Below are 17,309 nucleotides of genomic sequence, written 5' to 3'. Positions count from 1 at the left end.
GTGGGAGCAACCGTCACGACAACCCCTGCGCCGGCCACTCTGGACAACGTTGTCCAGGTTACCCACCAGTCAGGTCGTTATTCGGTATTTTCGGTTGATCACTGGTTGCCGACGGTGAAACCGCTGCTGGAGCGGGCTTTCGGCCGGAGCTTTTCTTGCGGCCGACCTTTCCGCCGCTTTCCGTCCGGGTCTCGTGATCAGGGGATTCCCCGTACTCCATTCGGTCCAGAATCCCTTTCAGCTCTTCCAATTCCCGGCGCAGGTAATCGCGGGTGGCCACTTCGCCCACGGCGATGCGCAACGCCGCGAGTTCCCGGGCCAGGAACTCGGTGTCCGCCTTGGTCTGCGCGGCCCGTAGCCGGTCCTCCTCCAGGGCGACTCGGTCCCGGTTGTCCTGCCGGTTCTGCGCCAGCAGGATCAACGGCGCCGCGTAGGCGGCTTGGGTGGAGAACGCCAGATTCAGCAGGATGAACGGGTACGGATCCCAGCGCAGGGCGACCACGAAGATGTTCAGCAGAATCCAGACCAGCACGAGGATCGTCTGGACCGCCAGATACCGTCCGGTCCCTAGGAATCGCGCCACCCGTTCGCTCGTACGGGCCAGAGCCTCGGCGTCCCACTCGAACCGGAACCGGCTTTCCATCGGCGTTTCCAAACGTTGGCGGGCCCTGCTCGGACCGAGCCGCACGGTCGGGTCGTTCTCGCTCACGGTGTGTCCTTTCGGGCGTGAGCGGGGCCCCGCGCAGTCATGCCCCGCCCCCCTCGTCGGTCTCTTCCTGGTCGCGCCAGTCCTCGGGCAGCAGGTGGTCGAGGACGTCGTCGACGCTGACCGCGCCGAGCAGATGGTTCTCCTCGTCCACCACCGGTCCGCAGACCAGGTTGTAGGTCGCGAAATACCGGGTCACCGCGCCCAAGGGGAGATCGGGGCGCAGCGGCGACAGGTCGGTGTCGAGAATGCCGCCCACCAGGTGGGCAGGGGGTTCGCGCAGCAATTGCTGGATGTGCACCGAACCGAGGTAGCGGCCGGTCGGCGTCGCGGTGGGCGGACGCACCACGAACACCATGGAGGCCAGCGCGGGGGTGAGGTCCGGGTTGCGCACCCGCGCCAGCGCTTCGGCCACCGTCGTCGACGGCGTCAGGATGATCGGTTTCGGCGTCATGAGACCGCCCGCACTGTAGGGGGAGTGCTCGAGCAACCTGCGCACCGGTTCGGACTCCTGGGGGTCCATCAGGGCGAGCAGCGATTCGGCCTCGCCCTCGGGCAGCTCGCCCAGTAGGTCGGCGGCGTCGTCGGGGTCCATCGCCTCCAGCACGTCGGCGGCCCTGCGCACCTCCAGGTGACCGAGCAACGCGACCTGCTCGTCGTCGGGGAGTTCCTGCACCACGTCGGCCAGACGTTCGTCGTCCAGTGCGACTGCCACCTCGATGCGCCGCTTCTCCGGCAGCTCGCGCAACTGCTGCGCCACGTCGGCCGCGCGCATGCCTTCGAACTGTTCGAGCAGTTGCGTGACGTCCTGCCCCGGCCTGCCGATCTCGTAGGGCGTCAGGCCGGACACCATGGTCCAGTCCACCACATGCACCGTGCGCCTGCGGCCCAGCCTGCGGTGCCCGCGCACCGCGACCCTGCTGACCAGCCAGTCCCTGGAACGGGTCTGCTCGATGCCGAGATCGACCACGTGGACGTCCACCTCCGCCAGATCGGGCAGGTCCGGGTCCTCGACCCGCACCACCGAGTCGACGATCTGCGCCAGGGCGAGCATCTCGCCAGGTCGCTGGGTGAAACGGCGCAGGCTCACCGTTCCGGTGTTCAGCGTGACCACGCCGGGTTCGATCGCGGTGATCCGCAGGATCGGCACGAAGATACGCCGCCGGGTGGGCAATTCGACGACCAAGCCGTGCACCCGTGGTTGCTGGCGGTCGGAGCGGATGGCCACGACGACGTCACGAATCCGGCCGATAGACTCGCCGTCCGGTCCCAGCACCGCCAAACCGGCCAGCCTGGCGACGTACACCCTGGTAGCTGCCATGCTGTCAGGCTAGATGTTCGCGGGCGGGTGTTCGCACCCCGCCACGATCGACGGGAGTGATCATGAAGCCGCGCCGTTCGGTGCTCGCCTGCCCGGGCAGCAATACGAAGATGATCGAGAAGGCCAAGACCTTGCCCGTCGACGAGGTGTTTCTCGATCTGGAGGACGCGGTCGCCCCGGTCGCGAAGGCCGAGGCGCGGGCGAACATCGTCGCGGCGCTGAACGACTCCGGGTGGGGAACGCAACTGCGCGTGGTGCGGGTCAACGACTGGAGCACCGAATGGACCTACGCGGACGTCATTTCCGTGGTCGAGGGCGCGGGCGCGGCGCTGGACGCGATCCTGCTGCCCAAGGTGACCGACGCCGGCCAGGTGCGCGCGCTGGACCTGCTGCTTACTCAGCTGGAGAAGGTCTGCGGCCTCGACGTCGGGCGGATCGGTATCGAGCCGCAGATCGAGAACGCGCCGGGGCTGCGCAACATCGACGCGATCGCCACCGCGAGCCCCCGGGTGCAGACGCTGGTCTTCGGCCCGGCGGACTTCATGGCCAGCATCAACATGCGCACCTTGGTGGTCGGCGAACAACCGGAGGGCTACGACACCGGCGACGCTTACCACCACATCCTGATGACCATCCTGCTCGCGGCCCGCGCGCACGGCTTGCAGGCGATCGACGGCCCGTACCTGCAGATCCGCGATGTGGAGGGCTTCCGGCGGGCCGCGGCGCGCACGGCCGCGCTCGGCTTCGACGGCAAATGGGTGCTGCACCCCGGCCAGATCGATGCGGCCAACGAGATCTTCAGCCCGCGCCAGTCGGACTACGACCGTGCCGAGGAGATCCTCGACGCCTATGCCTTTCACACCTCGGCGGCGGGCGGCGCGCGCGGCGCGGTGATGCTCGGTGACGAGATGATCGACGAGGCCAGCGCCAAGATGGCGCACGTGATCGCGGAGAAGGGCCGCGCCGCCGGAATGACGCGCACCACGCGTTTCACACCACCGCGGGCTGCGTCGGAATAGCAGAATGGAACCATGACGAATCCCTTGGGGAACTCGAGCCGCGCGCGGCAGGGCCTCCCGACACCCCCGTCGGGCTGGCCGGTCGGCTCGTATCCGACCTATGTCGAGGCGCAGAAAGCGGTCGACTACCTGGCCGACAACCAGTTCCCGGTGCAGGACGTGACCATCGTGGGCGTCGACTTGATGCAGGTCGAACGGGTCCTCTATCGGCTGACCTGGGGCAAGGTGATCGGCGGCGGCGTGGTGTCGGGCGCCTGGCTCGGCCTGTTCCTCGGTCTGCTGCTGAGCCTGTTCACCACCAGCGGCGCGCTGGGGCCGCTGGTGGTCGGCTTGATCGGCGGCGTCATCTTCGGCGTCATCTCGACCTCGATCCCGTACGCGGCCACCAAGGGTCAGCGCGATTTCGCCTCCACCATGCAGTTGGTGGCAGGCCGCTACGACGTGCTGTGCGATCCGAAGTCGGCCGAACAGGCGCGGGACATGCTCGCGCGGCTGGCGATCTGAGGCATGGAAGTACTGGAGACGGTCCGCACCGAGGTGCTGGGCCATTTCGGGGTGGAGGCCGCGCACGTCGACGCCGCGTCGGTCACCTTCCTGGGCTTGGAGCCGATCGAGATCCTGCGCATCGCCGAGGGCGATCTGGTGCACTACGTGACGCTCGGCGCCAGCAGGCATCCGATGGGCGATCCCGCCGTGGTGCACGCCGACCCGGTGCGCGGGCCGCGCGCGGAGCTGGTGCTGACGTTGCGGTCGGGGGTCGGCGCCAGCTCCGGACTGGCCAAATCGCTCGGCGTGCTCGCCGCGGCTCCGGTGGTGGAAGGCGTTGTGCTGCAAGCGGACGCGCTGCTGGATCTGGGTGAGCCGATGTGGCGCGACGCGCCGTTCACCGCGGTTCTGCTCGGCGACAGTGAGATTCCGGCCGTGTCGCTGCCCGACCCGGCCGAGCCGGTGCGGTACTTCGCGGTGACGCCGGTGACCGCGACGGAGGCGGCGTGGGTACGCGTTCGCGGCGCGCAGGCGTTGCGGGAGGCGTGGCAGGAGGCGGGGATCGACGTGCGCGACCCGAGGCGCGGCGCCGCCAGCTTGTGATCCGTCGCCCGGCTACAGCCACTTGTTGCGGCGGAAGGTGAAGAACAAGCCCGTGCAGATGGCGAGGATGAGCACCCACACCATCGGATAACCCCAGACCTGGTGCAGTTCGGGCATGTGATCGAAGTTCATCCCGTAGATGCCGGCGATCATCGTCGGCACCGCCGCGATCGCGACCCATGCCGAGATCTTGCGCATGTCGGTGTTCTGCTGCACGCCGATCCGGGCCAGCGCGGCGCTGATCAGCGCGCTGAGCGCCTCGTCGAAATCGTTGATCCGTTCCGCGACGGCGGCGTGCTGTTCCGCGACGTCGCGCAGATAGCGCCGGACCTCCTTGGGCACCGGCAGATCCGGTTTGTGACTGAGCTGGTCGAGCGGTGCGGCGAGCGGATTCACCGCGCGCCGCAACTCGACCACCTCGCGCTTGAGCTGGTAGATGGATTCCACGGTGACCCTGCTGCGCGGAGTGAAGATCTCCTCCTCCATCGCGTCGATATCATCCTCGACCGACTGGGCCACCTCGATGTAGGAGTCCACCACCCGGTCGGCGATCGCGTGTAGCACCGCGCCGGGGCCGAGCGCCAATTGCGCGGGGTCCTCCTCCAACGCCTTGCGCACCTCGGCCAGCCCGGAATGCTCACCGTGCCGGACGGCCACCACGAAGTCAGGCCCGGTGAACACGATGATCTCGCCGGTCTCAACGATCTCGCTGACACTGTTCAATTCGTGCTCGACGTAGCTGACCGTCCGCAGCAACAGCAGCAGCGCGTCGTCGTAACGTTCCAGCTTCGGCCGCTGGTGCTTCTCCAAGGCGTACTCCACGGCCAGCGGATGCAGCCCGAAGGTCTCGGCGATGTCGGCCATCTGCGTGCGGTCCGGATCGTGCAGCCCGACCCAGACGAATCCGTGTTCCTCGCGGGCTCGCGCGAGGGCCGCTTCATGCGTGAAGCGCCCGGACAGGCGCTCGCCGTCCACATACACCGCGCAGTCGACGATCGCCTGCGCCGTCGGAACCGGGATGAAACGGTGCGCGGGGGTTCGGCCGGATCCACGGAGTGAGGAGAGCGGAGAAAAGGACGGCACGCTGACGATGCTACGTCGCCGCAGGCTGCCGCAAGGTCGCCTGCGCGTGCGGCAAGACGCCGCCGCACTGTAAGACTTGAAGGCGTGCGCATCGACCTCCATACCCATTCGACCGCGTCCGACGGCACCGACACCCCGGCCGAACTCGTGCGGAACGCGGCCGCCGCGGGCCTGGACGTCGTCGCGATCACCGATCACGACACCACGGCAGGCTGGGCGGAAGCGGTCGACGCGCTACCGGCGGGCATGACGCTGGTCCGCGGCATGGAGATGTCGTGTGTCGGCCTCGGCGAGGACGGCTGGCCGGTGCCCGTGCATCTGCTGGCCTACCTGTTCGACCCGGCCCATCGCGGCTTCGCCGAGGAACGCGAGCGGCTGCGCGCGGAGCGGGTGGAGCGGCTGCGCGCCATGGCCGAACGGATGGCCGCCGACGGACTGCCGATCGATCCCGATGCCGTGCTGGCCTCGGCCGGTCCATCGGCGGGGCGACCGCACCTGGCCCGCGCGCTGGTCGCCGCCGGTGTGGTGCCGAGCGTGGACGCGGCGTTCGACGAATTGCTCGCACCGCACGGCCGCTACTACGCCGAGAAGGCCGACACCCCGCTGCGTCGGGCGGTGCAGATGATCGCCGCCGCGGGCGGGGTCAGCGTGCTGGCGCACACCAGGGCACGCAAGCGGGGCAGGTTGCTCGCGCTCGACGACATCCGCGAGCTGGCCGCGCTCGGGCTCGGCGGCCTGGAGATCGCGCACCCCGACCACTCCGTGGCCGACCGCGCGCTGCTCACCGATCTCGCCGCCGAACTCGGCCTGCTCACCACCGGTTCGTCGGACTACCACGGCGCGAACAAGACCATCCGGCTCGGTGAATACACCACCGATCCCACGCAGTTCGAGAAGCTGGTCGGCAAGGCCTCCGGTGTGCCGGTGGTCGCCCCGTGAGACTCCTGCGCGGCCTCAGCGGCATCGTCGCCGGGGGCACCGTGGTGGGCATGCTGGTCGTGGTGGGCGCCGCTGTGCTCGCGGATCGGCGCGGATTCCCCGGTCCCGGCGGTGAATCGGTCAGCTGGCATGTCGCGGCCGCGGTGGTCGCCCTCGCGGCGCAGATATATTCCGACCGGCACCGTGGTGTGGCCGCCTGCGCCGCATCCATGATGGTTTTCCTGGCTGCTGGACTATTGCTGTGGACACAATGGTGGAGCTGATATCCGGGTATTGGTTGCGGGCGGGTGAATTGTGCCGGAACATTTTTCTCTGTGACTGAACTCGAGACGGATGTACTGGTAATCGGCGGTGGTCCCGCGGGTGCCTGGGCCGCCGTCTCGGCCGCGGCGGTGGGCGCCACCGTCGTGCTCGTCGACAAGGCGCACTGCGGCGCGAGCGGGCCGACCGCCCGCGGTGCGCTCTCTTTGTGGCACATCCCACCCGGTCCGGCGCGGGAGGAGGCGGTGCGGCGCGCGCACGCGCACGGCGGCGGGTTGGGAGATCCGGACCTGATGCACCGCGTGCTCGAGGAGGCCCATCAGCGGGTCGAGCAATTGGCCAGGTGGGGTTGTCGCATCGCCGGTGACCCGGCGCGACGGCGGATGCATCTCGACGGCGCCCGGTATCTGCGGCGGATGCGCCGGGTGCTGCGGGAAGCCGGGGTGCGCGTACTCGACCATCATCCCGCGTTGCAATTGCTGGTCGATCGCGAAGGGGTGGTGGCGGGCGCGGGCGGACTGAGCGGACAGGACGGGTTCCGGCGCTGGACCGTGCGTGCGGGCGCGGTCGTGGTGGCGACGGGAGGCTGTGCGTTCCTGTCCGGCGCCGCGGGTACCGACGTCGACACCGGCGACGGTCTGTTGTTCGCCGCGGAAGCGGGCGCCGAGCTGTCCGGAATGGAATTCTCCTGCGGCTACGGCCTGATCCCGCCGGGGAAGGCCGAGCCGGGCGCGCTCCGCGGTTCCGTCTCGCCGTTCACCCCCCTCTACGACGAATCCGGCGCCGAGTTGCCCGGCCATCGCTCGGCGGCGCTCGCGGCCATCGCTGATGGTCAGCGGGTATTCGCCGTCTTGGACGACGTGCCGGTCGCCTTCCGGTCCCGGCCGGCGCACCAGGACCACGTCGACCGCGCCGCGCGGGTGCCGCTGCGGGCCGTGCTGGAGGGCACCGTGCGCGGCGCCGGGGGACTGCGCGTCACCGGGCCGGATTGCGCGACGACCGTCGCGGGCCTGTTCGCCGCGGGCGACGTGGTCAGCCGGGAGGCGATCACGGGCGCGGTGAGCGGATCCGGCGGACTGAGCGGGACGTGGGCGATCGCGTCGGGCGCGTGGGCGGGCACCGCCGCGGCGACGTTCGCGCGGACATCGGATCGCCGCGCCCCGGCGCGCGACGTGCCGGGAGCCGGGCTGAACGCTGTGGCGCGGATCGACCCGCGAGCGGTGGTCGGCCTCGTCCAGGAGCACACCTTGCCGTTGCGGCGCAGCTACTGGCGCAGCGCGGGCAGCCTGCGCGACAGCATCGGCGAACTCGACGAGATGTGGCCCGGCGCGGAATTCGACCTCGGCGGTAGCGGTGTGGACCTGCTGCGCGCCCGGCAGGCCGCCGCACTGCTCGCGGTGGCGCGCTGGACGAAATACAGCGCGCTCATGCGCGCCGAGAGCCGCGGCATGCACCGCCGGACCGATCATCCCGGCACGTCCGACACCTGGCGGATGCGGCTGATCTCGGGTGGCGTGCGCGGCGTCTGGGTGCGCCCGGACGCGCCGCCGAGCCTGCCGGAGCAGACCCGCGATATCGTCGCATGATCTCGCCCGCGGCGCCGTGACCACGCCCCCGGGACTCACACCGGCGATGCCGCCAGCGGTGCGATCACTCACCGAGCCGGGCTTGTGAACGGGGAGTTTCCGCTTACCTGAAGGTAATTCCCGCCTCCTACCGTTGGGTGATGGAGCGCGACACGGCCCAGGGGGTAACCGGTTTGGCAACTTGCCCATCGGACTGGCAGAATGTGTCGGATTCCTTACCTCCGCCACCGCCGGGTGAGGGAATCACGGAGGTCTCCGCCTCGCCGACGTACCGTCGCGACCCGCGAGATCACACCGCATGTTCTGTCCGGGCCCACCCGTCCGGTTTCTGTTTCGCGGATCAGTGCCGCGCCCGCCATCGAGATACCGGCAAGTCGTGTTCGCTCGCTCGCATCCGTCTCGAAACATACCGGTCAGCGCACTCGATGAGCGTAGTGAAACGACTTATACCCATTACCCAGTGGTAACCGTCCCCCGGTTTAGCCCGACCTGAGCAGGAGTGAAATCGTGTCACCTGTGACTGATGCACCGAATTCCACCGCAAGCCTGTCCGAAATCACAAACGACGAAATCTTCGCGGGACATCTCGGCGGCAAGCTCTCGGTCGAACTCAGTGCGCCGCTGGAGACGCAGCGTGATCTGTCGATCGCCTACACCCCCGGCGTCGCCCAGGTCAGCCGCGCGATCGCGGAGGACGAGGCGCTGGCGAAGCGCTACACCTGGACCGATCGGCTCGTGGTCGTGGTCAGCGACGGCACCGCCGTGCTCGGCCTGGGCGACATCGGCCCGCGCGCCTCGCTGCCGGTCATGGAGGGCAAGGCGGCGCTGTTCAAGAAGTTCGCCGGACTGGATTCGATCCCGATCGTCTTGGACACCAAGGACGTCGACGCGATCGTCCAGACGCTGATCCTGCTGCGCCCGAGCTTCGGTGCGGTGAACCTGGAGGACATCTCCGCGCCGCGCTGCTTCGAGATCGAGAAGCGCGTCATCGAGGCGCTGGATTGCCCGGTGATGCACGACGACCAGCACGGCACCGCCATCGTGGTGCTCGCGGCGCTCAACGGCGCGGCCAAGGTGCAGGGGCGCGGCATCGAAGGGCTGAAGGTCGTGGTGTCCGGCGCGGGCGCTGCCGGCGTCGCGTGCACGAACATCTTGCTCGCCGCCGGGGTCCGCGATGTCACCGTGCTCGACTCGAAGGGCATCGTCAACCGGGAGCGCGGCGACCTCAACGAGGTGAAGGCCGAACTGGCCACCCGCACCAACCCGCGCGGCCTCACCGGCGGCGCGGCCGAGGCGCTGGCGGGCGCCGACGTGTTCCTCGGCCTGTCCGCCGGCCTGATCGCCGAAGAGCTCATCGCGTCGATGGCGCCGGAGTCGATCGTGTTCGCCATGTCCAACCCGGACCCGGAGATCCACCCCGAGGTGGCGCGCAAGTACGCCGCGATCGTGGCCACCGGCCGCAGTGATTTCCCGAACCAGATCAACAACGTGCTGGCGTTCCCCGGTGTGTTCAAGGGCGCGCTGGACGCGGGCGCCCGTCGGATCACCGAGGGCATGAAGATCGCCGCCGCCGATGCGATCCTCAGCGTCGTCGCCGACGAACTCGGTCCGGACAAGATCGTGCCCAGCCCGCTGGACCCGCGGGTCGCCCCGGCCGTCGCCGAAGCGGTCGCCGCGGCTGCCCGCGCCGAGGGCGTCGCGTAACGCGCATTCCGACGACCGACAAGGACGCCCCGTTCATATCGAACGGGGCGTCCTCGTCGTAGGAACTGTGTTGACCGAACTCAGCCGGTGGTCGTCAACTCGGCTGCGGGTGCGGCCACAGGGCGTGGCGCGCGGCGCAATCGGTCCACACCCGGCGCGCTTGCCCACACCGCGAACGCGAGCAGGCCGTCCAGCACCATCGCCAGCACAGCCACCAGCAGCGCGCCCACCAGCACCCGGTCGTAGCGGTAGAGGCTGATGCCGTCGAAGATGTACCGGCCCAGCCCGCCGAGGTTGACGTAGGCGGCGATCGTCGCGGTGGCCACCACCTGCAGCGTCGCGCCGCGCAGCCCGGTGAGCAGGATGGGCAGCGCGTTGGGCACCTCCACCCGGAACAGGATCTGCCGTTCGGTCATGCCCATGGCGCGTGAGGCGTCCACGACGTCGGCGGGAACGTTCGCGATTCCGGCGTACGCGCCCGCGAGCAGCGGGGGAATGCCGACTGTGACCAGGGCGAGCAGCGGCGGGATCAGGCCGAGGCCGAGCAGCAGCACAAGGAACGTCAGCAGGCCGAGGGTCGGCAGCGCGCGCATGGCGTTGGCGAACCCGACCAGCACCGCCGCCCCGCGCCGGGTGTGGCCGATGATCAGGCCGAGGGGCACCGCGATCACCGCCGAGGCGGCGATGGTCAGGAAGCTATACCACAGGTGCTGGACGATCCGGGTCCCGATACCGGACGGACCGCTCCAGTTGGCGCCGTCGGTGAAGTAGTTCCAGGCGTCGAGGAACAGATTCATGTGGCAGGGCCTTTCGCCTTCGCCGTCTTGGCATCCGCGCGCACCCACGGCGTCGCCCAGCGGCCCAGCGCGTACACCGCCCGGTCGGCGATCAGCGCCAGCGCGAGCGTCACGATGACGCCCGCGATGATCTCGTCGGGGTAGTCGCGCTGGTAGCCCTGGGTGAACAGCTTGCCGAGCCCGCCCACGCCGATCAGCGCCCCGACCGACACCATCGCGATATTGGTCACCAGCACCACCCGAAGGCTGGATACGAAGACCGGCACGGCCAGCGGCATGTCGACGGTGAGCGTGCGGCGCAGCGGGCCGTAGCCGACGGCGTCGGCCGCGTCGAGCACGGTGGCGGGCACCGAATCCAGGGCGGTGGGGACCGCGATCACCAGCAGCGCCGTGGAATAGATGGTGAGCGCGATGACCACGTTCAGCGGATCGATGGCCGAGATGCCGACCAGCGGAGGAATGATCACCAGCAGCGCCAGGGAGGGGATGGTGTAGGCCAGGCTCGCGGCGGTCACCGTGACCCGGCGCAGCCACGACACCCGCCGCACCAGCGCACCTGCCGGAATCGCGATCACCAAGGCCAGCAGCAACGGCACCAACGCGAGATAGAGATGGGTCGCGGTGAAACCCATGATCTCCGAGAAATTCTCGACGAGGTATCTCATGGCCGCCTATCGCACCTGTTCTTCGAAGAAGTGGCGGTTGCGTTCGGCGTCCTCCCGTGCGCGCTGGCCGGCCAGCTGCTCGAGCACTTCGGTGGCCAGCACGCCGCCGCGTACGGCGCCGGAGTCGTCCACGGCCACGCCTGTGCCGGAGGGCGAGGAGATCGCGGCGTCCAGCGCTTGGCGCAGGTCACCGGACGGGGTGAACAGCGAGCCACCCGCCGACATGCTGTCGGCCAGTGCGCGGCCCGCGCGCAACCCCTCGACCCCGGTGACGTCCATCCAGCCGACCGGCTTGTTCGCCGCGTCCACCACCAGCACCCATTCGCCCGCGTCCAGCCGCAGCTCCTTCACCTCGTCCGCCACGGCCGTGCGGATCTCGTGCAATGGAACGTCGTCCGCGGCGCGGAAGGACAACCCGCGATAACCGCGGTCGCGGCCGACGAAATCGGCGACGAAATCGGTGGCGGGTTGAGCGAGCAGGCGCTGCGGCGGGTCGTACTGCTGGAGCACTCCGCCGGGACCGAACACCGCCACCCGATCGCCGAGCGTGATCGCCTCGTCGATGTCATGCGTGACGAACACGATCGTCTTGTGCAATTCGGCCTGCAGCCTCTGCATTTCGATCTGCAATTCGGCGCGCACCACCGGGTCGACGGCGCTGAACGGCTCGTCCATCAACAGGACCGGCGGGTCCGCGGCCAACGCGCGGGCCACGCCGACGCGTTGCTGCTGGCCGCCCGACAGCTGCGCCGGATACCGCTGGGCCAGTGAGCGATCCAAGCCGACTCGGTCGAGCACCTCGAGCGCCGCGGCGCGGGCTGCGCGCCGGGAGTCGCCGCGCAGCACCGGAACGGTCGCGACGTTGTCGACGACCGTTCGGTGCGGCAGCAGGCCGCCGCTCTGGATGACGTACCCGATTCCGAGGCGCAGCCGGACCGGATCGACTGTCGAGACATCCTGTCCCGCGATGGTGATCGTCCCCGAACTCGGGACGATCATGCGGTTGATCATTCGCATCGAGGTCGTCTTCCCGCAGCCGGAAGGGCCGACGAACACGGTGAACGACCCGGATTCGATGCGCAGATCCAAGTCGGTGACGGCGTGGGTGCCGTCCGGATAGGTCTTGCTGATACCGGAGAATTCGATATCGGACAACGGATTCCCCTCCCTAGCCCACCGGCTTGTTCAGCCCCTTGGCGGCGACCCAGGCCGCGGCGGCGGCTTTGGGCTCGGTCTTGCCCGCCCCGGAGACGGCCTCGTTCAGCTGGAGCAGTTCGTCGGTGGTCAGCTGCGCCGACACCGCGTTCAGCACCGCGAGCGCCTTGTCGGACTTCTTGCTCGCGTTGAGCAGCGGCACCACGTTCTGCGCGGGGAAGTTGTGCTTCGGGTCGCGCAGCGCCACGAGATCGTTCTGCGCGATGGCCGGTGAGGTGGTGAAGATATCGGCCGCGGTCACCTTGCCCTCGACCAGCGCGCGCACCGTGGCCGGACCGCCGCCGTCGGCGATCGGCACGAAGTTGTCGGCCGCGATATCGAGGTTGTAGTTCTTCTTCAGACCGGGTAATCCGCCCGCTCGCTCCTGGAATTCGGCGGGGGCGCCGAATTTCACTTCCGCGGAGTGCGCGGCCAAGTCCGCGATGGTGCTCAGGTTCCAGCGCTGCGCGGTGGCGCGGGTGACTACGACGGCGTCCGAATTCTCTCCCGGCGCGGGCGCGCCGATGACGAGATCGGAACCGAGGGCCTGGCCGAGGGCGCTCTCCACGTCGGCCGCGCTGGTGGCGGTGGCGTTCTTGTCCAGGTATTGCAGCAGATTGCCGGTGTACTCCGGGATCACCGAGATGGCGCACTGCCGCAACGCCGGAATATAGGCTTCGCGGCTGCCGATATTCAGCTTGGTCTCCACAGTGAAGCCGTTGACGCGCAACGCCTCCGCGTACACGTTGGCGACGGTCTCGGACTCCGGGAAATTCGCCGAACCGACGATCAATCCGTCTCCAGAACAGCTGCCGCCGCCGGCGAGTGGATCGGACTCGCCACAAGCCGACAGGATCATCGCGGCGGCGAGGACGGCTGCGGCGGCGAGGACGCGCGCGGCGCGTAGTGTGCCGCGCACGGCGGGCCGCCGACGCGCGGCGGCGTCGGGCGTGCGGGTGGATTTCACGAGAGTCCTTCCGACAGGACGGCGGGCGCGGGCTGGGCACCGAACGGCCGCCGGTACATTCTGGGTGTCCATACTGCCCGCTTCCGGGTTTTCCCGTTGGCTGTGTCGATTCGTCGGAGGGTTGGTGTCGCCGGATGGTGTTGGCCGCGTCACAGCGGGTGCTGGCTCGGTTGCTGGTCGTCGCTTCGGTCGCCTTGGCCGTATCCTGCGGGAACGAGCCGACGCCGTCGATCACCGTCGCCGCGGGTGATTCGATCGAGTCCTCGGTGCTCGCCGAGATCTACGCGGGCGCATTGGCGCGGACCGGCGCGCGCACCGCGATCGCCTCGGGCCTGGGCAGCCGCGCGGACTACCTCGCGGCGCTCGACGCCGGCCGGGTTCAAGTGGTCGGCGAGCACACCGGGGCGTTGCTGGCCCACCTCGATGAGCACGCGACGGTTCGGCTCCCGGAGAAGGTGGCGGAGGCGGTGAGCGCCGCGCTGCCCGAAGGGCTGGTGGTCTCCGACCGCGCCGAGGGCGCCGATCTGCGGCCGCGGGTGCTGCTCACCGCGCAGGCGGCGGCCCAGGACAAGGTGCGGAGGGTGGGCGATCTCGCGCCGCGCTGCGGCGGGCTGACCGCCGGTGTGGCGACCATGCCGGGCCTGCTGCCTTCCGCCGGGCGGGAGCGCGTCGACGGGTGCGACTTCGCGGCCACCGTGGCCTTCCCGGATCCGGCCGCGTTGCGGAAGGCGTTGCTGGACGGACGGGTTCACGTCGGTCTTCTCGGTGGTCCCCCTGAGCTGACGCCCGGCGCGACCGACGGATTGGCCGTGCTGGCCGACGACGCCTACGCCGTGCGGGCCGAGAACGTGCTGCCGCTGTTCCGCAAAGGCCTGCTCGACCAGCGGCAGATCAAGAAGCTGAACTACGTCGCGGGCGAACTGATGACCGACGAGCTGGCGGCCATGATCCGCAGCGTCCGCGACGACGGGGCCGCGCCGGGCGACGTCGCGCGTGCATGGTTGGACCAGCATTCGCTGTAGTCGCGAGGGTCTCCGGCCTGGCGTGCGCGGCTATCCGCTCTCTGATGAAATCGTCCGACCGGTGCTGTCGGAAATCGAGCGATAGATGTCGTATCCGACACTGCCGCTGCTGCGGGCCGCGGCATAGTGTTGCGACCGGGCCTTCTATCGGTCCGGACGAACACGCTTCATTTCCGGTCTCGCAACAGCAACGGCGCTGGACAGGTCGCCGACGGTGTCGATCTTCGGCCGGAGCTGAAATCGAGAGGCCATCGAGAACCTGACGTCTCGGTGGCCTCTCGTCGTGTATCCGCCAGTAATCGCGAAAGCGATACGCGAGGCCGAGGATTGTGTGGCTCATCACGGGTGGATCGGTCTTGTCCGCAGACTGTTCCGAGCCGTATATTCCACGTGGAATATTTAGCGTGGAGCATGTCGGTGTCCGGCGATAGCGTGTCGGACGGCGACAGCCCCGCGGCGGCCGAGGGCCGAGACGAATCAGCAACGGAGGTGACCCGGTATGGGGCAAGGGCAGGCGCATCCATCGGTGACGCCGCTGGCCATCGCCGTGCTCGCGCTGCTCGAGGAGCGGCCCATGCATCCGTACGAGATGTTTCAGACGCTGATCGCCCGGCGGGAGGACAAGCTGGTCAAGGTGCGGCCCGGTTCGCTGTACCACACCGTGTCCCGGCTGGCCGACCAGGAACTGGTCCGTGCCGAGGGCGTCGACCGGGCGGGCAACCGGCCCGAACGCACCACCTACCGGATCACCGGCCGCGGCCGGGACGCGCTGCGCAACCGGATCGCCGAGATCGTGCGACGTCCCGTCCCGGAGTATCCGATCTTCCCGGTGGCGCTGGGGGAGTTGCACAATCTGCCCAAGCCGGAGGCGCTCACGCTGCTGCGCGAACGAATCGGCGTACTGGAAACCGAATTGGCCGACGCCGACATGCTGAGCGCCTGGGCCGAAGAGCATGTCGTCCCTCGCCGCTACTGGATCGCCCTGCCCTATCTGCGGGCTCTGCTCGCCGCCGAACTCGCCTGGGTCAAGGAGTTCACCGCCGAATTGGCCAGCGGCGCACTCGAATGGGAGAACTTCGACCCTGTGACCGGCGCACGCTCCGCCTACGACGGCGCCGAGTCGGCCGCCGATTCCGAGGTGTCGCCGCCGCCCCCCGGTGCCGTGGCGAACCCCGTCTCGAGTTTTTCGGATAATCCGAGTTAGGAACGAAACAGATGTCCACACAACGCAATCCGTGGCCGGCGCTGCTGGCGCTGGTCGTCGGCTTCTTCATGCTCCTGCTGGACATGACGATCGTCGCGGTCGCCAATCCCGCGATCATGACCAGCCTGCACGCCGACATCTCGCAGGTGATCTGGGTGACCAGCGCTTACCTGCTCACCTACGCGGTGCCGCTGCTGGTCACCGGACGGCTGGGCGACCGATTCGGCCCGAAGAACATCTATCTGATCGGCTTGGCGGTGTTCACCGCGGCGTCGCTGTGGTGCGGTCTGTCCGGCAGCATCGGCATGCTGATCGCGGCCCGCGCCGCGCAGGGCATCGGCGCCGCACTGATGACGCCGCAGACCATGGCCGTGATCACCCGGACCTTTCCGCCGGACCGGCGCGGTGCCGCCATGGGCCTGTGGGGTGGCGTCGCGGGATTGGCGACGCTGGTCGGCCCGATCCTCGGCGGTGTGTTGGTGGACGGTCTCGGCTGGGAGTGGATCTTCATCGTGAACGTCCCGGTCGGCGTCGTCGCCTTCGCGCTGGCGGTCTGGCTGGTGCCCGCACTGCCGACCCACGAGCACAAGTTCGACATCCCCGGCGTGCTGCTCAGCGGCGTCGGCATGTTCCTGCTGGTGTTCGGCATCCAGGAGGGCAACAGCTACGACTGGTCGTTGCGCATCTGGTTGCTGATCGGCGCGGGCCTTGTGGTGCTCGCGGTATTCCTGGTCAACCAGGCCAGGACCAAGAGTGAGCCGTTGCTGCCGCTGAGCCTGTTCCGTGACCGCAACTTCGCGCTGTCCAATGCCGCGATCGCCGCGATGGGCGCGGCGGTGACCTCCCTGATGGTGCCGACGTACTTCTATCTGCAGGCGGTGCGGGAGCTGTCGCCGACCAAGTCGGCGCTGGTCTTCGCGCCTATGGCGATCGTGACCGGTTTCTCGGCCCCGCTGATCGGCAAGTTCGCCGACCGCTTGCACCCGCGGATCGTGCCCACCGTCGGCTTCGGCTTGTTCGCGCTGTCGGTGTTCTGGTTCGCGGCCCTGATGGAACCGCACTCGTCGCTGGCCTGGTTCCTGGTGGCCGCGGCGCTGGCCGGCTTCGCCAACGCCTGCATCTGGGCCCCGCTGGCATCCACCGCCACCCACAACCTGCCCGTCCAGCAGGCCGGTGCGGGCGCGGGCGTCTACAACACCACCCGCCAGGTGGGCTCGGTGCTCGGCAGCGCGGCGATCAGCGCGCTGGTGGCGGCCCGGATGACGGCGAACGGACTGGGCGGCGGAAAGGTCGCCGAAGGCGGCGCGGGCCAAGGCCCGATCCCGGAGTTCGTCAAGGATTCCTTCAGCACCGCGCTGAGCCAGTCCACCCTGCTCCCCTCCGCCATCCTGCTCATCGGCGTCGCCGCCTCGGTGCTGTTCATCCGGCACGGCAAATCCGCCCCGGCGCAATCCGAGCAAGAACGCGCCAAGGCCGATCTCAGCAGTTGACCCTCGGTGTGATGCCCGTCCGGATAACGTTTCCGGGCGGGCATCAGCGTGCCAGCACGTCGAGTCTGCTCCAGTCGATTTCGATCTCGAACGGCACATCGATCACGGTCGGCGAATCGGTGGGCTCCAGCTTCATATGTGGTCGATATCGGCCGAGCACATGGTCGAGTACGTGGACCTCGATAGAATCCACGCGATTATTCGACACCCCAGTCCTCGTAGGCGACTCTGCCCGAATGGCTTCGCCGTTCACCACTTCCAC

18 protein-coding genes are annotated in these 17,309 nt (G+C 68.9%); 10 read left to right on the top strand and 8 right to left on the bottom strand.

Annotation, left to right across the window (positions count from 1 at the left end; translation table 11 throughout):
- Nucleotides 1-58: 58 nt before the first annotated feature.
- Together NA8_RS23105 and NA8_RS23100 are read right to left on the bottom strand one after the other, a co-directional pair.
- Nucleotides 59-643: a DUF1003 domain-containing protein gene (locus NA8_RS23105; RefSeq protein WP_063052438.1), complete on the bottom strand. Its 585-nt coding sequence runs from the start codon at nucleotides 641-643 to the stop codon at nucleotides 59-61.
- 103 nt (nucleotides 644-746) lie between these two features.
- Nucleotides 747-2,027: a magnesium transporter MgtE N-terminal domain-containing protein gene (locus NA8_RS23100; RefSeq protein ID WP_063052437.1), complete on the bottom strand. Its 1,281-nt coding sequence runs from the start codon at nucleotides 2,025-2,027 to the stop codon at nucleotides 747-749.
- Between the two features lie 62 nt (nucleotides 2,028-2,089).
- Here NA8_RS23100 and NA8_RS23095 point away from each other — a divergent pair, with 62 nt between their 5' ends.
- Genes NA8_RS23095 through NA8_RS23085 form a run of 3 tightly spaced genes read left to right on the top strand, consistent with a single transcriptional unit; the run spans nucleotide 2,090 to nucleotide 4,135 of the window.
- A complete protein-coding gene (locus tag NA8_RS23095) occupies nucleotides 2,090-3,046 on the top strand; it encodes an HpcH/HpaI aldolase/citrate lyase family protein (protein WP_063052447.1) in 957 nt (318 codons plus the stop codon).
- 12 nt (nucleotides 3,047-3,058) lie between these two features.
- Complete coding sequence (locus NA8_RS23090) at nucleotides 3,059-3,550, top strand: YflT domain-containing protein (protein WP_063052436.1); 492 nt, start codon at nucleotides 3,059-3,061, stop codon at nucleotides 3,548-3,550.
- A gap of 3 nt (nucleotides 3,551-3,553) precedes the next feature.
- Nucleotides 3,554-4,135: a suppressor of fused domain protein gene (locus NA8_RS23085; RefSeq protein ID WP_084467027.1), complete on the top strand. Its 582-nt coding sequence runs from the start codon at nucleotides 3,554-3,556 to the stop codon at nucleotides 4,133-4,135.
- Nucleotides 4,136-4,147: 12 nt separating this feature from the next.
- On the opposite strand, the gene NA8_RS23080 is transcribed toward NA8_RS23085, so the two are convergent.
- Nucleotides 4,148-5,227 carry a magnesium and cobalt transport protein CorA gene (locus NA8_RS23080; RefSeq protein ID WP_218019496.1) on the bottom strand — a complete coding sequence of 360 codons (1,080 nt, stop codon included), beginning with the start codon at nucleotides 5,225-5,227 and terminating at the stop codon, nucleotides 4,148-4,150.
- Between the two features lie 75 nt (nucleotides 5,228-5,302).
- Here NA8_RS23080 and NA8_RS23075 point away from each other — a divergent pair, with 75 nt between their 5' ends.
- The 4 genes from NA8_RS23075 (at nucleotide 5,303) to NA8_RS23060 (ending at nucleotide 9,708) form a co-directional block, all read left to right on the top strand.
- Nucleotides 5,303-6,157, top strand: coding sequence for a PHP domain-containing protein (locus NA8_RS23075; RefSeq protein WP_084467025.1), 855 nt, complete (start codon nucleotides 5,303-5,305; stop codon nucleotides 6,155-6,157).
- Nucleotides 6,154-6,420 (top strand): hypothetical protein, encoded by a 267-nt coding sequence (locus NA8_RS23070; RefSeq protein ID WP_063052433.1) that lies wholly within the window; start codon nucleotides 6,154-6,156, stop codon nucleotides 6,418-6,420. The genes NA8_RS23075 and NA8_RS23070 overlap by 4 nt, the downstream gene beginning before the upstream one ends.
- Before the next feature lie 51 nt (nucleotides 6,421-6,471).
- Entirely contained in the window at nucleotides 6,472-8,004 is a 1,533-nt protein-coding gene (locus NA8_RS23065) for an FAD-dependent oxidoreductase (protein WP_063052432.1), read from the top strand.
- A 507-nt stretch (nucleotides 8,005-8,511) separates the two neighbouring features.
- Nucleotides 8,512-9,708, top strand: a complete 1,197-nt coding sequence (locus NA8_RS23060) for an NAD(P)-dependent malic enzyme (protein WP_063052431.1) — start codon at nucleotides 8,512-8,514, stop codon at nucleotides 9,706-9,708.
- A gap of 80 nt (nucleotides 9,709-9,788) precedes the next feature.
- On the opposite strand, the gene NA8_RS23055 is transcribed toward NA8_RS23060, so the two are convergent.
- Genes NA8_RS23055 through NA8_RS23040 form a run of 4 tightly spaced genes read right to left on the bottom strand, consistent with a single transcriptional unit; the run spans nucleotide 9,789 to nucleotide 13,223 of the window.
- A complete protein-coding gene (locus NA8_RS23055; protein ID WP_063052430.1) occupies nucleotides 9,789-10,505 on the bottom strand; it encodes an ABC transporter permease in 717 nt (238 codons plus the stop codon).
- Nucleotides 10,502-11,170, bottom strand: a complete 669-nt coding sequence (locus NA8_RS23050; RefSeq protein ID WP_063052429.1) for an ABC transporter permease — start codon at nucleotides 11,168-11,170, stop codon at nucleotides 10,502-10,504. The genes NA8_RS23055 and NA8_RS23050 overlap by 4 nt, the downstream gene beginning before the upstream one ends.
- Before the next feature lie 6 nt (nucleotides 11,171-11,176).
- Nucleotides 11,177-12,325, bottom strand: coding sequence for an ABC transporter ATP-binding protein (locus NA8_RS23045; RefSeq protein ID WP_063052428.1), 1,149 nt, complete (start codon nucleotides 12,323-12,325; stop codon nucleotides 11,177-11,179).
- Between the two features lie 13 nt (nucleotides 12,326-12,338).
- The gene (locus tag NA8_RS23040) at nucleotides 12,339-13,223 is read right to left on the bottom strand and encodes an ABC transporter substrate-binding protein (RefSeq protein WP_439957412.1); all 885 of its coding nucleotides are present in this window, start codon (nucleotides 13,221-13,223) and stop codon (nucleotides 12,339-12,341) included.
- A 242-nt stretch (nucleotides 13,224-13,465) separates the two neighbouring features.
- On the opposite strand from NA8_RS23040, the gene NA8_RS23035 reads away from it, so the two are divergent.
- The 3 genes from NA8_RS23035 to NA8_RS23025 all read left to right on the top strand — a co-directional run bounded on the left by NA8_RS23035 (nucleotide 13,466) and on the right by NA8_RS23025 (nucleotide 17,047).
- On the top strand, nucleotides 13,466-14,353 hold the full coding sequence (locus NA8_RS23035; RefSeq protein WP_063052427.1) for a glycine betaine ABC transporter substrate-binding protein: 888 nt from the start codon (nucleotides 13,466-13,468) through the stop codon (nucleotides 14,351-14,353).
- 499 nt (nucleotides 14,354-14,852) lie between these two features.
- A complete protein-coding gene (locus tag NA8_RS23030) occupies nucleotides 14,853-15,557 on the top strand; it encodes a PadR family transcriptional regulator (RefSeq protein ID WP_063052426.1) in 705 nt (234 codons plus the stop codon).
- A gap of 11 nt (nucleotides 15,558-15,568) precedes the next feature.
- Nucleotides 15,569-17,047, top strand: a complete 1,479-nt coding sequence (locus tag NA8_RS23025; RefSeq protein ID WP_063052425.1) for a DHA2 family efflux MFS transporter permease subunit — start codon at nucleotides 15,569-15,571, stop codon at nucleotides 17,045-17,047.
- Nucleotides 17,048-17,090: 43 nt separating this feature from the next.
- Here the strand turns inward: NA8_RS23025 and NA8_RS33975 are convergent, their stop codons facing one another.
- Nucleotides 17,091-17,240 (bottom strand): hypothetical protein, encoded by a 150-nt coding sequence (locus NA8_RS33975; RefSeq protein ID WP_157106860.1) that lies wholly within the window; start codon nucleotides 17,238-17,240, stop codon nucleotides 17,091-17,093.
- Nucleotides 17,241-17,309 lie beyond the last annotated feature (69 nt).

This window comes from Nocardia arthritidis NBRC 100137, from assembly GCF_001612765.1.
Classification (GTDB): Bacteria; Actinomycetota; Actinomycetes; order Mycobacteriales; family Mycobacteriaceae; genus Nocardia; species Nocardia arthritidis.
The sequence above is the reverse complement of the archived record's forward strand: the minus strand, read 5'-3'. Positions and strand labels throughout refer to the sequence as shown.

What these genes read in the sequence shown, in the direction of transcription:
- NA8_RS23105 (WP_063052438.1), bottom strand. Translation starts at nt 643, where the DNA reads ATGGAAAGCCGGTTCCGGTTCGAGTGGGACGCCGAGGCTCTGGCCCGT.
- NA8_RS23035 (WP_063052427.1), top strand. Translation starts at nt 13,466, where the DNA reads ATGGTGTTGGCCGCGTCACAGCGGGTGCTGGCTCGGTTGCTGGTCGTC.
- NA8_RS23095 (WP_063052447.1), top strand. Translation starts at nt 2,090, where the DNA reads ATGAAGCCGCGCCGTTCGGTGCTCGCCTGCCCGGGCAGCAATACGAAG.
- NA8_RS23050 (WP_063052429.1), bottom strand. Translation starts at nt 11,170, where the DNA reads ATGAGATACCTCGTCGAGAATTTCTCGGAGATCATGGGTTTCACCGCG.
- NA8_RS23100 (WP_063052437.1), bottom strand. Translation starts at nt 2,027, where the DNA reads ATGGCAGCTACCAGGGTGTACGTCGCCAGGCTGGCCGGTTTGGCGGTG.
- NA8_RS23025 (WP_063052425.1), top strand. Translation starts at nt 15,569, where the DNA reads ATGTCCACACAACGCAATCCGTGGCCGGCGCTGCTGGCGCTGGTCGTC.
- NA8_RS23055 (WP_063052430.1), bottom strand. Translation starts at nt 10,505, where the DNA reads ATGAATCTGTTCCTCGACGCCTGGAACTACTTCACCGACGGCGCCAAC.
- NA8_RS23030 (WP_063052426.1), top strand. Translation starts at nt 14,853, where the DNA reads ATGGGGCAAGGGCAGGCGCATCCATCGGTGACGCCGCTGGCCATCGCC.
- NA8_RS23040 (WP_439957412.1), bottom strand. Translation starts at nt 13,223, where the DNA reads ATGATCCTGTCGGCTTGTGGCGAGTCCGATCCACTCGCCGGCGGCGGC.
- NA8_RS23090 (WP_063052436.1), top strand. Translation starts at nt 3,059, where the DNA reads ATGACGAATCCCTTGGGGAACTCGAGCCGCGCGCGGCAGGGCCTCCCG.
- NA8_RS23085 (WP_084467027.1), top strand. Translation starts at nt 3,554, where the DNA reads ATGGAAGTACTGGAGACGGTCCGCACCGAGGTGCTGGGCCATTTCGGG.